10 protein-coding genes are annotated in these 13,167 nt (G+C 70.6%); 8 read left to right on the forward strand and 2 right to left on the reverse strand.

Annotation, left to right across the window (positions count from 1 at the left end; genetic code table 11):
• A partial coding sequence (locus B0W88_RS33150; RefSeq protein ID WP_144006912.1) for a hypothetical protein occupies positions 1–182 on the reverse strand: 182 nt, incomplete at its 3' end.
• Positions 183–328: 146 nt separating this feature from the next.
• Between B0W88_RS33150 and B0W88_RS23430 the strand changes: the two genes are divergently transcribed.
• The gene (locus tag B0W88_RS23430; RefSeq protein ID WP_077037037.1) at positions 329–907 is read left to right on the forward strand and encodes a GNAT family N-acetyltransferase; all 579 of its coding nucleotides are present in this window, start codon (positions 329–331) and stop codon (positions 905–907) included.
• Positions 908–916: 9 nt separating this feature from the next.
• On the opposite strand, the gene B0W88_RS23435 is transcribed toward B0W88_RS23430, so the two are convergent.
• Positions 917–2,521, reverse strand: a complete 1,605-nt coding sequence (locus B0W88_RS23435; protein ID WP_077037038.1) for an ABC transporter substrate-binding protein — start codon at positions 2,519–2,521, stop codon at positions 917–919.
• 176 nt (positions 2,522–2,697) lie between these two features.
• Here B0W88_RS23435 and B0W88_RS23440 point away from each other — a divergent pair, with 176 nt between their 5' ends.
• From B0W88_RS23440 to B0W88_RS23470, 7 genes are read left to right on the forward strand one after another with little or no spacing between them, the layout of a single operon-like run.
• Positions 2,698–3,204 carry a chemotaxis protein CheW gene (locus B0W88_RS23440; protein WP_158080928.1) on the forward strand — a complete coding sequence of 169 codons (507 nt, stop codon included), beginning with the start codon at positions 2,698–2,700 and terminating at the stop codon, positions 3,202–3,204.
• Positions 3,201–4,718 (forward strand): protein-glutamate O-methyltransferase CheR, encoded by a 1,518-nt coding sequence (locus B0W88_RS23445; protein WP_083749009.1) that lies wholly within the window; start codon positions 3,201–3,203, stop codon positions 4,716–4,718. Before B0W88_RS23440 ends, B0W88_RS23445 begins: the two co-directional genes overlap by 4 nt.
• The gene (locus B0W88_RS23450; RefSeq protein WP_077037039.1) at positions 4,715–5,263 is read left to right on the forward strand and encodes a chemotaxis protein CheW; all 549 of its coding nucleotides are present in this window, start codon (positions 4,715–4,717) and stop codon (positions 5,261–5,263) included. The genes B0W88_RS23445 and B0W88_RS23450 overlap by 4 nt, the downstream gene beginning before the upstream one ends.
• Positions 5,264–5,297: 34 nt before the next feature.
• Positions 5,298–6,788, forward strand: a complete 1,491-nt coding sequence (locus B0W88_RS23455; RefSeq protein ID WP_077037040.1) for a methyl-accepting chemotaxis protein — start codon at positions 5,298–5,300, stop codon at positions 6,786–6,788.
• 6 nt (positions 6,789–6,794) lie between these two features.
• Positions 6,795–8,981 (forward strand): response regulator, encoded by a 2,187-nt coding sequence (locus B0W88_RS23460; protein ID WP_077037041.1) that lies wholly within the window; start codon positions 6,795–6,797, stop codon positions 8,979–8,981.
• Positions 8,982–9,005: 24 nt separating this feature from the next.
• A complete protein-coding gene (gene cheB, locus B0W88_RS23465) occupies positions 9,006–10,115 on the forward strand; it encodes a chemotaxis-specific protein-glutamate methyltransferase CheB (protein WP_077037042.1) in 1,110 nt (369 codons plus the stop codon).
• Positions 10,112–13,045, forward strand: coding sequence for a response regulator (locus tag B0W88_RS23470; protein ID WP_077037043.1), 2,934 nt, complete (start codon positions 10,112–10,114; stop codon positions 13,043–13,045). Before cheB ends, B0W88_RS23470 begins: the two co-directional genes overlap by 4 nt.
• Positions 13,046–13,167 lie beyond the last annotated feature (122 nt).

The following is a 13,167-nucleotide window of genomic DNA, read 5'->3' on the forward strand; positions in this document are numbered from 1 at the left end:
GTGTGGGTGGGGCCGTCCTTGGCCGGGACCTGGATCGCCACCGGCTCCAGCCGCTCGGGGCTCAGGCGCTTGCCGGTGATGACCAGCCGCGCCAGGCGCACCACCTCGCTGGATTCGGCGGGCAGATGGGCCAGGATCAGGGCTAACCCCAGGATTGCAGTGACAGCAGGCAGTCGTCGCATGCCTGCAGTATCGACAGGCGCCCCAGGGCCGGCCAGCGCGACGCGACGAACTGCGGATTGGCGCGACGAAATGAGGGCTGCCGCTACCGATCCGTGTGGCGCGCCGCGTCAATAATCGGCCTCATCAGGGAACTCCCGTAGCCGCGATGCCCGCCGAACCGCAGTTGCTGAGCCCGCGCCTCCTGCTGCGCGCCCCCACCCCCGCCCTGGCGGCCGAGGTGCGCGACTACCAGCTGCGCAATGCCGAGCATTTCCGCCCCTGGGACCCGAACTACCCGGTGGGCTATTTCGACCCTGAGCGCGTCGTCGAACGGCTGGTCCAGGCCGAACAGGCCTTCGCCGCGGGCACCGCCTACCGCTACTGGTTCGCCCGGCGCGAAACGCCCACGCGCCTGGACGGCCAGGTCCACGTCTCGCAACTGGCGCGGGGCGCGCTGCAGAGCGCGATGCTCGGCTACAGCCTGGACGCCACCCTGCAGGGCCAAGGGCTGATGCACGAGGCGCTGCTCGCGCTGATCGCCGAGATGTTCGGGCCGCGCGTGCGGCTGCACCGCATCCAGGCCGCCGTGCGCCCGCAGAACTTGCGCAGCCGCAAGGTGCTGCAGCGCCTGGGCTTCCAGCTCGAAGGACTGAGCCGGCGCTACCTGTTCATCGACGGCGGCTGGCGCGACCACGAGCTGTTCGCGCTGCTCAACGAGGACTGGCCCGTCGACCTGCCTCCCTGAGCCGTCCGCTCAGCGCTCGATGCGCGCGAAGCGCAGCGGCGCCACCGAATTGGGCCACTGCACCAGCGTCACGCCCGGCCGCGCCACCCAGATCTGCATCACGCGGTACAGCGGCAGCACCGGCAGTTCCCGGCCCACCAGGCGCATGGCCTCGGCAACCAGGTCGCGGCGTCGGGCCAGGTCGGGCTCCACGCGGACCGCGTCGATCAGCGCATCGAGCTCGGCATTGCTGTAGCGACCGGCGTTGAACACACCGCCGCCGTTGCCGTCCTGCGTGTGCAGCAGCGGTTGCAGCACCAGCCATGGGTCCGGCGAGGGGCTCCAGCCGAACTCGGCGGCGCTGATCGTGGCTTGCGTGAGCTTGGGGAAGAACAGCGAGGCCGGGGCCGTCTGCAGCCGCGCCCGCAGCCCTACGCGCTCCAGCATCGCCGTCATGGCCTGGCAGACGGCGGCGCGGAAACCCACGTTGAGGCAGTCGAAGGGAAAGGCGAAGCCCTGCGGGTAGCCCGCGTCCTTCAGCAGCGCGCGGGCCGCCGCCGGGTCGTAGCGCGGGCGGCCCTGCTCGAACTCGGGCCGGTAGCCGTCCATCAGGCCCGAGAGCATCGAGCCGGTGGCCTGCCCCTGGCCGCGCAGCACCTGGCGCACGATCAGGTCCATGTCCAGCGCCTGGTAGACGGCGCGCCGCACGCGCGGGTCGCGGAACGGGTTGCGGCCCCTGATGTCGCTGCCGGGCAGTTCGTCGGAATGCTGGTCGAAGGCCAGCATCTGCGTGCCGATGTCCGGTGTCTGCAGCACCTGCAGGCCGCCGGCCTGGCGCAGCCGCTGCACGTCTTGGAAGGGCGGATCCAGCACCACGTCCACCTGGCCGGAGCTGAGGGCGGCCAGCCGGGTGGCGTCGGCCTGGATGACCTGGAACTGCACCTCGTCGAGATTGCCCCGATGGCTGTCGCGGCCCCACCACTGCGGGAAGGCGGCCAGCGTGGTGCGCGCATCGGCCTCGTAGCGGCGCAGCATGAAGGGGCCGGTGCCCATGGCGTTGCGCACCGCGAAGGTCTCCTGCTTGGCGTTGTAGTCCTGCGGCCGGCTCACCTCGTGCTGCTCGGCCCAAGCGCGGCTCATGATCAGAACGTTCCAGAGCTTCTGGGGCAGCACCGCGTCGGTGGCCTGCAGCAGCACGTCCACGGTCAGCGCATCGACCTTGCGCGCGCCGGTGATGCCGCGCAGCTGCAGCGCCCGCTGCGAATGCGGCGCCAGCGCGCGCTCGATCGAGAACACCACGTCGTCGGCGCTGAAGGCGCTGCCATCGTGGAACTTCACACCGGGCCTGAGCTTGAAGCGCCAGGTCTTGCCATCCACCGGCTGCCACGACAGGGCCAGCGCCGGCTGCAGGCGGAACTGCTCATCGCGGTCCACCAGGCCCTCGTAGATCTGCTGCATCACGCGGCTGTTGTAGAGCAGCGCGACGGCGTGCGGGTCCATGGTCTGCGGATCGTTGGCGCTGGCCAGGCGCAGCACCCGCGGCGCCTGCGCCGGCGCCGTGGCGGCAAGCAGCGCCAGCAGGCAGGCCAGCAGGGGCCGGGCCAGCGCCAACGGCAGCAGGCAAGCTCGCCTCATCGCATCTCCTCGGGCATCGCGTTCGGGGGCAATCGGGGCGCAGTATGCCGCCGCTGAGCTAACGCGTTATGCAAGCGTCATTTTTGAACCACTGCCCGGGTTCTTGCCCTAGACTCGACGCAGGGAGGTGCGATGTCCACATTGACCTGCAGAGCCCGCAAGGGCCGGGAATGGCGATGAGCACGCTGGTCGAGCATTCGCTGCTGTGCCGCATCGGCACCCGGCTGTGCGCGCTGCCGCTGGTCCACGTGCTGGAGACGCTCCGACCTCTGAAGGTGGCGCCGCTGACAGGCGCGCCTGAGCACGTCCTCGGCGTGGCGCTGATCCGTGGCGAGGCCCAGCCGGTGATCGACGTGGCCCGCGTGCTCGGCGAGCGCGATGCGCCGGTGCTGCGCTACGTGACGCTGCGGGTGGGCGAGCGGCGCGTGGCGCTGGCGGTCGGCCCGGTGCTGGGCACCCGCACGCTGAACCGCGACGAACTGCAGGAACTGCCGCCGCTGCTGCGCCATGCCGGCCACGGCACGCTGACGGCGCTGGGCAAGATCGACGCGGAGCTGCTGCTGGTCCTGGACAGCGCCAAGCTGCTGCCCGAGGACGACGTGCTGGAGGCCTTGGATGCGGTCGCGCAGGCCGCAACACCCGAGGCCGAGGCGCCGGAGGTGCCCAGCGAGGCACAGGCATGACGACGACGCGCTCGCTCGACGAAGCAGCGGCGCTGGCGCCCGATCCCGCGGCTGCCGAAGCCCTGGCCCGCTTCCGCGACCTGGTGCTGCGCCGCCTGGGCCTGGAGTTCCAGGACCGGCAGGCGGCCATGCTGGACGAGCTGCTGCAGCGCCGCTCCACCTGGCACCGGCTGACGCCCGAGAGCTACCTCAATGCGCTGCATACCGACCTGCTGCCGCACGAGTTCGAGGCGCTGGCGCCGGAACTGACGACGGCCGAGACCTACTTCTTCCGCAACATCGAGCAGTTCCACGCGCTGCGCGAGCGGGTGCTGCCGGAGCTGCTGCATGCGCGGCGCTACACGCGCAGCCTGCGCATCCTCTCGGCCGGCTGCGCCAGCGGCGAGGAGATCTACACGGTCGCGATGCTGATGCAAGACCTGACCCCGGACCGCGACTGGGACATCTCGCTGCTGGGCGTGGACCTGAACCCGGAGGTGCTGCGCAGGGCGCGCTCCGGCCGCTACACCAGCTGGAGCCTGCGCGAGACGCCCGAGAACGCCCGCCATCGCTGGTTCAGGCCCGAGGGCTCGGAGTTCGTGCTCGACCCGAAGCTGCGCGCAGCCGTGCGCTTCGAGATGATCAACCTGAACGAGCCGGCGCCGCACTTCTGGCGGCCCGGCGCCTTCGACGTGATCTTCGCCCGCAACGTGCTGATGTACTTCAACCGGGCGGCGCTGCACGACGCGGTGGCGCGGATGACGCAGGCGCTGGCGCCGGACGGCTATTTCTTCCTCGGCCATTCGGAGAGCCTGCGCGACCTGACCCGCACCTTCCAGCTCTGCCACACGCACGGCACCTTCTACTACCGGCGCTGTGAGGGCGGGGCGGCGCCGGCGCGCCCGGCCTTCGCCCCCGCCGCGCCCAGCACGGCCTGGGTCGAGACGATCGACCGCTCCTCGGAGCGCGTGCGCGACCTCACCGCCACCGGCCCGGCGGCGGCCGCGATCACGCTGCCGGCCGCGATCGACCATTTCGAGGAGGCGCTGGACCTGTTCGCGCAGGAGCGTTTCGAAGCCGCCGATGCCTGCCTGAGCCAGCTCGACAGCGACTGCCGTCGCCACCCCGATGCCTTGCTGCTGCGGGCGATGCTGCGCCTGCACGACGGCGAGTTCTCGGCCGCCGAGGACCTGGCCCACGAGGTGCTGACGCACGACGTGCGCAGCGCCGCGGCGCACTACGTCATCGCGCTGTGCCGCGAGAGCAATGGCGACGGGCAGGCCGCGCTGCACCGCTTCGAGCAGGCTTGCCGGCTGGACAGCGGCTTCGCGCTGCCGCACCTGCATCGCGGCCGCCTGGCCCGCCAGCGCGGCGATGCCAAGGCGCACCGCCACGAGCTGGCCCGCGCGCTGGACCTGCTCGAGCATGAAAGCCCGCAGCGCCTGCTGATGTTCGGCGGCGGCTTCGACCGCATCGCGCTGCAGAACATGTGCCGCTCCGAACTGCGGGCGGCCGAAGGGAGGAAGACCCGATGACCCGGAGCGACGACGGCGACACCGCCACCCTGGCCCGGGCGCAGCAGTGGCGCGAAGCCTTCGACGAGGCCTTCGTGCGCGCCCCGGTCGAGGACAGCTCGGACATGCACGACTACCTGGCCATCCGGGCCGGCAGCGGCAGCTATGCGCTGCGGCTGGACGAGGTCGGCGGGCTGCAGACGCTGGGCGGGCTGACGCCCTGCCCCACGCGCCGCGCCGAGTTGCTGGGGCTGTGCAGCTTCCGCGCCACCGTGATGCCGGTGTACGACCTGCGGGTGCTGCTGGGCAGCGGTGGAGGCGGCGAGGCACCGGCCTGGTGGGTGGCCGTCAACGGCGCGCCGCTGGGCCTGGCCTTCGACGTGTTCGAACGCCATGTGCGCCTGCCTGACAGCGCGATCGCCAAGGCGCGCGGCGCGGACGCACGGCTGTACACCGGCGAGACCCTGAGATGCGAGGGCCAGTTGCGGCCCATCGTGTCCATCCAGTCGATCCTGCTGAACATCCGCGAAGCGGTGCAGCAGGCGGCACAGGCGGCAGGAGCCTGATCGAGCAACAACAGCATACGGAGGAGACCGACACATGTGGACCTTTGGCAAGAAGATCGCGCTGGGCTTCGCGCTGGCCTTCATCCTGATGCTGTTCGTCGGCGGCATGGCCTACCGCAGCATCGGCACGCTGACGAAGACCAGCTACGCGGTCACGCACATCAGCGATGTCCAGGACCAGCTGGCCCTGCTCGTGCGCATCGTCAGCGACATGGAAAGCCAGCAGCGGGGGCTGATCCTCACCGGCGACGAGTCCTACCTGCCGCAGATCGCGCAGTCCAAGGAGGGCTGGCAGAAGCCCGGCCCGAAGCTGCGCGAAATGATCGGCGACAGCGCCGCCGAGCAGCAGCAGCTGACGCTGGTGCTGCAGGCGGCCAAGGCCAAGATGGACTACGCCAGCAAGTCGGTGGACATCTACCGCAGCAGCGGCCGCGATGCGGCGATGAAATTCATCAGCGATGGTGACGGCAAGACGCTGATGGATGAACTTGTCGCGCGCTCGGAAGCGCTGCAGGCCGAGGAGAGCCGCATCCTCAAGCAGCGGGCCGACGACGTCGAAGCGGCTGCGAGCACCGCGAACAACGCGATCGTGTTCGGCACGATCGCCTGCCTGCTGGTCATCACCGGCGCGGGGTTCACGCTGACGCGCGGGCTGACCAACCAGATCGCCGGCGCCGTGCAGCACGTGCAGCGCTCGTCCAACGAACTGCAGACGGCGGCCACGCAGCAGGCGGCCGGGGCGCGCGAGTCTTCGACCTCGATGACGGAGATCACCACCACGATCACCGAGCTGCTCGCCGCCTCGCGCCAGATCGCCGAGAGCGCGCAGCGCGTGGCCACGGTGGCCGAGCAGACCGCCGACGCGGCCCGCGCCGGCGACGGTACGGTGCAGCTGGCGCGCGACTCGATCACCGGCATCCGCCAGCAGGTGGACATGGTGGTGGACCACATGCTGGACCTGGGCCGCAAGTCGCAGCAGATCGGGGCGGTGCTGGAGATCGTCTCGGAGCTGGCCGAGCAGACCAACATCCTGGCCATCAATGCCACCATCGAGGCCACCGGCGCGGGCGAGATGGGCAAGCGCTTCGGCGTGGTGGCCGACGAGATCCGCAAGCTGGCCGACCGCGTGGCCGGCTCGACCAAGGAGATCCGCAGCCTGATCGACGACGTGCGCGGGGCCGTCAACACCACGGTGATGGCCACCGAGACCGGCTCCAAGGCGGTGGACATGGGCTCGCGCCAGTTCAGCGAGGTGGCCACGTCCTTCGTGCGCATCGCCACGCTGGTGGCGACGACGACCGATGCGGCGCGCGAGATCGAGCTCTCCACCAAGCAGCAGGCCACCGCGGTGGAGCAGGTGAACATCGCGATCGCCAACACCGCCCAGTCGACCCGCGAGACGGAGACCAGCTCGGCCCAGACCTTCCAGACGGCCAAGCAGCTGTCCCTGCTGTCGAAGGAACTGCTGCGCATGGTGCAGCCACAGCAGCAGCAGCGCGAGTTCGGCGAGCATCTCTCCGCCTGATCGCCCATGGCCACCGGCAACAAGGACCCGTACCGCTTCTTCCGCATCGAGGCGGCCGAGCTGCAGGACCAGATCAGCGCCGGCATCCTCGCGCTGGAGCGGGCCGACGACGCCGGCACGCTGAGCCTGCTGCTGCGACTGACGCACACGCTCAAGGGCGCGGCGCGCGTGGTCAAGCTGGCCGACATCGCCGAGCATGTGCATGCGATGGAGGACGTCCTGACGGCGCTGCGCGACGCCGGCGGCGCGCCGACGCCGGAGCAGATCGAGGGGCTGCTGGGGCTGCACGACAGCATCGCCGCGAGCCTGGTGGCATTGAATGCCGCACCTGCGCCGCCGGCAGTGGCAGTTCCGGCAGTTCCGGCAGCGCCGGTACCTGCGGCCGTCGGCGACGCGGGGCCGACGCCGCCTCCGGTGCAGGCAGCACAGCCGGCCCTCCCGGCGGCCCATGCGCCGGCACCGGCCGCGACGGCCCGCGCCGACGAGGGCGACATGGACAGCCTGCTCGATGCGGTCAGCCAGGCCCATCGCCAGTTGGCGCTGCTGCGCCGCACGCTCGACCAGGCCCGCCGCGCCACCGGCCTGGCGCAGACACTGGCCAGCCGGCTGGCCAGCGAGACCGGCGCAGCAGCCGCCAGCAACGGCAAGGCCGGCGAGCGGCGCCTGCTGGCCCAGGAGCTGAGCATGATGCTGGCCGGCTTCGGCCAGAACTACGAGGCCTCGCTGTACCAGATGGACCGCGAGCTGGACCAGGTGCGCGACAGCGCCGAACGGCTGCGGCTGACGCCGGCGGCACGGCTCTTCTCGCCGCTGCAGCGGGCGGCCCGCGATGCGGGCCACGCCCTGGGCAAGGAGGTGGATTTCGAGGGCGTCGGCGGCGACGTGCGGCTGGACGGCGAGGTTCTCAACCTGGTGCAGGGCGCGCTGATGCAGATGGTGCGCAATGCGGTCGCGCACGGCATCGAGCCCGCGGCGCAGCGCATGGCCACGGGCAAGGCGGCGCGCGGGCGGGTCAGCGTGCGGGTCTCGCGCCTGGGCCGGCGCGTGGCCTTCGAGTGCACGGACGACGGGGCCGGCATGGACCTGGACACGCTGCGCCGCAAGGCCCGCGACAAGGGCTGGGTGGCACCCGGCGCCGAGCACGCGCTGGATGCCCAGGCGCTGCTGCAGTTCCTGCTGCGCGGCGGCCTCAGCACGGCCGCCACGGTCAACGAGCTAGCCGGCCGCGGCGTGGGGCTGGACGTGGTGCGCGACGCCTCGGACCGGCTGGGCGGCGAGGTCAAGATGAGCACCGAGCCGGGCCGCGGCACGACGCTGAGCCTGATCGTGCCGCTGCGCATGGCGGCGCTGGAGGTGCTGCAGGTGGAGGCCGGCGGCGTGCCGCAATCGCTGCCGCTGGACGCCGTGCGGCGCACGCTGCGCCTGCTGCCCGAGGACATCGCTATCAGCGCCCAGGGCTGCTCGATCGCCTATGAGGGCCGTTCGGTGCCCTATGCCGCGCTGGCCGACGCGCTGGCCCACGGCGGCGAGCGCGCGGACGAAGGCTCGAAGAAGAACGGGCACCGCTCGTCCGCGGTGATCGTGCAGGGCAGTTCGGGCGATGCGGGTGACCTGGGCCTGGCGGCCATCGCGGTGGACCGCATCGTCGGCACCGCCTACGTGACGCTGCGCGACCCACCCGAGCTGATGCCGCCGCACGAACTGCTGGCGGGCGTGTCGGTGGACGTCGAGGGCCGGCCGCAGCTGGTGTTGGACCCGGACGGCCTGTGCGCCTTCGCCCGCGCCACGCTGGCCCGGTCGCAGGTCGCCGAGGCCCAGAAGCTGCCGATCCTGGTCATCGACGACTCCTTGACCACGCGCATGCTGGAGCAGAGCATCCTCGAATCGGCCGGCTACACGGTGCATGCCGCCATGTCCGCCGAGGAGGGGCTGGAGAAGGCCAGGCAGCAGCGCTACGCCCTCTTCCTCGTGGACGTGGAGATGCCCGGCATGGACGGCTTCACCTTCGTGGAGCGCACCCGGGCGGATCCGGTGCTGGGCAAGGTGCCGGCGGTGCTGATCACCTCGCTGAACTCTGCGGCGGACAAGCAGCGGGGCATCGACGTCGGGGCCAGCGGCTATATCGTGAAGGGCGAGTTCGCGCAGTCGGATTTCCTGCAGAAGGTGCGCCAGCTGGTGCACGGCAACGCTTAGACAACAGGCAAGCAGACCCCATCTATGAAACAACTGAGAGTTCTCGTCGTCGAAGATTCGCTCACGGTGCGCAAGCGCCTGTGCGAGATCCTGGAGGAAGAACCGGATGTCATCGTCGTGGGCGAGGCGGCCGACGGCAAGCAGGCGATCGAGCTGTGCCAGGCGCTGCGCCCCGACGTGATCTCCATGGACATGATGCTGCCCATCATGACCGGCCTGGCAGCGACCGAATACATCATGGCCCACTGCCCGACGCCGATCCTCGTCGTCTCGGCCTCGATGAACCGCGGCGAGCTGTTCCGTACCTATGACGCGGTGGCCGCCGGCGCCGTCGACATGATGGAGAAGCCCCGGGCCGACGACGACGGCAGCTGGGAGAAGCGCTACATGGCCACCCTGCGCCTGGTGGCGCGGGTGCCGGTGATCACGCACCTGAAGGCGCGCGTCGGCGCCCGCGCCGCGAGCGCGCCGCAGACGCAGCCCGGCGGACTGGCGCCGCTGTCGTCGCCTCCTGCGGCCCCGGCCGGGCGCGCCCGCTGCTCGCTGATCGCGCTGGGCGCCTCGACAGGCGGGCCCGGTGCCCTGGTGGACGTGCTCGGCGCCCTGCCGAAGCGGCTCCACGTGCCCGTGCTGGTCGTGATGCACATCAACGAGCCCTTCGCCGCCGCTTTCTCGGACTGGCTCGACGCGCAGACCCCGCACCGCGTCTCCTACGCGCGCGACGGCGAGAGCCTGGCCGCCTGCGCCGGCCGCGTGCTGCTGGCGCCCGCCGACCGGCACATGATCGTCCAGAGCGGCCTGATCCGGCTGACCGAGGCGCCCCCGCGCCACTCCTGCCGGCCCTCGGTGGACGCGCTGTTCGACTCGGTGGCCGCGGAAGTGGGCTCGCGGGCCGCGGCGGCGCTGCTCACCGGCATGGGCCGCGACGGCGCCACCGGGCTGCTGGCCATCCGCCGCGCCGGCGGCGCCACCATTGCCCAGGACGAGGCCAGCTCGGTGATCTACGGCATGCCGCGCGAGGCGGTGCTGCTCGGCGCGGCGGAGCGGGTGCTGCCACTGGACCAGATCGGCAGCTCGCTGTCCGTGCTGTGCGGCGTCCCGCCCGAGTCCCCGCTGGGCAGCCCGAACCCATGAAGGAACTGATCCTGATCGTCGATGACAGCCTGACGGTGCGCATGGACCTTCAGGAGGCCTTCGACGAGGCCGGGCTGGCCTGCTCGGCCTGTGCCGACCTCGCCTCGGCGCGGCGCTTCCTGGCCGCGCACCAGCCGGCCCTGGTCGTGCTGGACGTCCAGTTGCCGGACGGCAGCGGTGTCGAGCTGCTGCGCGAGCTGCGCGAGCGTCCGGGCGGGCGCGACATCGTCGTCCTCATGCTCTCGGGCGAAGCCGAGGTGAAGGACCGGCTGCGCGGCCTGCAGATGGGTGCCGACGAGTACGTGGGCAAGCCCTACGACCGTGGCTACGTGACTGCGCGCGCCCGCGAACTGCTGCGCACCCATCATCGCGGCAGGCCCCGGCAGGCGACGCCGACCGTGCTCCTGATCGACGACAGCGCCAGCTTCCGCGAAGCCATGCGCGATCACCTCGAGCGAGCCGGCTACCAGGTCCTGCTCGCCGCCAGCGGCGAAGACGGCCTGCTGATCGCCGGCGCGGCGCGGCCGGACGCGCTGCTGGTCGACCAGCAGCTGCCGGGCATCGACGGCGCGGCGGTGATCCGACGCGTGCGCCTGGATGCTGCGCTGCGCGACACGCCCTGCCTGCTGCTGACGGCCAGCGACGAGCCCGGCGCGGAGCTGCGCGCCCTCGATGCCGGCGCCGACGCCTTCGTGCGCAAGACGCAGGACGAGGCCCTGGTGCTCGCACGGCTGAGCGCCATGCTGCGCGGAGGCCCCCTGGCCATCGGCCCGGCGGCCGGCGGCGAACTGGGGCCGAAGAAGATCCTCGCGGTCGACGACAGCCCGGCCTATCTCGACACGCTGGGCACGCTGCTGCGCGGCGAGGGCTACGACGTGATCCCCGCTCGCTCGGGCGAGCATGCCCTCGAACTGCTGGCCGTCCAGGCGGTGGACATCATCCTGATGGACCTGCAGATGCCCGGCATGAGCGGGCGGGAGGCCTGCGAGCGCATCCGCGCCGTGCCCCTGCTGTGCGAGATCCCGCTGCTGATGCTCAGCGAGCACGAGGAGCGCGAAGTGATGCTGGAGGCGCTGGAGGCCGGTGCCGACGACTTCATTCCCAAGTCAGCCGATTTCGAGGTGCTCAAGGCGCGGGTGCGGGCGCAGCTGCGCCGCAAGCAGTCCGAGGACATCAACCGCCGCGCCCGGCTGCAGTGGCTCAACATGGAAATGGAGGCCGCGGAGGCCCGCGCCGCCAACCAGCTGGCCGCCAGCCGCGCCGAACTGCTGGCCGAGCTGGCACGCAAGAACGAGGCGCTTGAGCAGGCCAATCTCGAACTGGCCCGGGTCAATCAGGCGAAGACGGACTTCATGTCCACCATGTCGCACGAGCTGCGCACGCCGCTCAACGCGATCATCGGTTTCTCCGAGATCCTGAAGGAAGGCCTGACCGGTCCCCTGCAGCCGCGCCAGGCGGAGTTCTGCCGCCACATCCATGACAGTGGCCGCCACCTGCTGGACCTGATCAACGACTTGCTCGACCTCGCCAAGATCGAGGCCGGCAAGGTGGAGATCGAACGCGAACATGTCTTGGTGAACGCCCTGCTCGACGATGCGACGCTGCTGGTGCGGGATCGCGCGGCGGCGCGAGGCGTGCTGCTTGACGTAGCGCATGCCGGCGCTGCCGAAGCCCTGCAGGCCGACCGTCGGCGTGCCAAGCAGATCCTGCTGAACCTGCTGACCAACGCGGTCAAGTTCAGCCCCGCGGGAGGCAGCGTCCGCCTGAGCGCACGGCAGGTCGACCGCCAGCGCGCGACCCATGCGATTCCCGGCAACGATGTCCACGGCATGCGGACGCCGCTGCCAGAAGGAATCGAGGACTGCTTCATCGAGTTCAACATCGCCGACCAGGGCCTGGGCCTTTCGCCGGAGGACCTCGACCAGTTGTTCAAGCCGTTTGCCCAGATCCGCAACGAGGCGACACGCCAGTTGGAAGGGACGGGCCTGGGGCTGGTCACGGTCGCCGGCCTGGTGGAACTGCACGGCGGCGCCCTGGCCGTCAGCAGTGAACCAGGCAAGGGAAGCTGCTTCAGCTTCTGGCTGCCCTGCGGAGGCGATGGAACACCCGAGGCCACAACGAAACCCGAGGCCGCAATGCAAGCCGCCGCCGCTTCGCCCAGCAGGGCCGACGCGCCGGTCTCTCCGTGGGCCTTGGTGGTCGAGGACGATGCGGCCGGTGCCGAACTGATACGTGCGCAACTCGAGGCCGAAGGCTTCCGCGTGCGCCTGGCTCCGTCAGCCGAGGACGCCCTGGCCCTGGCACCGGGTTTCAGGCCCGATCTGATCACGCTGGACATTCATCTGCCCGGCATGGACGGCTGGGAGTTCCTCTGTCGCCTCCAGGAGCTACCGGCCTGGGCGGAGGTCCCGGTCGTCGTGGTGTCGCTGGACGCCGACCATGAGGTCGGCGCTTCGCTGGGTGCCGCCGCCGTGATGCAGAAGCCGATCCGGCGCGACGATCTGCATCGCGAACTGGGCAGCCTCGGCCTGCGGCCTACCGAGGCGCGCCAGTTCAAGGTACTGGTCATCGACGACGGCGGCAATCATGAGGCCTTGAATGCCGAACTCGGCCAGCCGGGCTATTCCTTCCTGCATGCATCGGGCGGCCGCCAGGGCATCCAGTTGACGCAGCATCACCTGCCCGATCTGGTCATCCTCGAACTGCTGATGCGCGACATGGGAGGTCTCGAAGTCGTGGAAGCGCTCAAGGCCGACAGCCGCACGGCCAACATCCCGGTCATCATGCTGGCCGCCAAGCAGTTCAGCGAGGATGACCGGCGTCGGCTGAACGCCTATGCGGAAACTGTCGTCGCGCGCACTCGTTATCGGCCGGAGCGATTCCGGGCCGAAGTGAAGCGCGCCTTCGGTCCGAGTTCACGGCTTCAATGAACGATGGTCTGATTTTCCTTTGCCCAAAGCAAAAACCCCTGCCTCGTGAGAGACAGGGGTTTTGCTTTGGATATTAGCCTGACGATGACCTACTTTCACACGGGAATCCGCACTATCATCGG

The organism is Pelomonas sp. KK5 (assembly GCF_001984095.1).
Taxonomy (GTDB): domain Bacteria; phylum Pseudomonadota; class Gammaproteobacteria; order Burkholderiales; family Burkholderiaceae_C; genus KK5.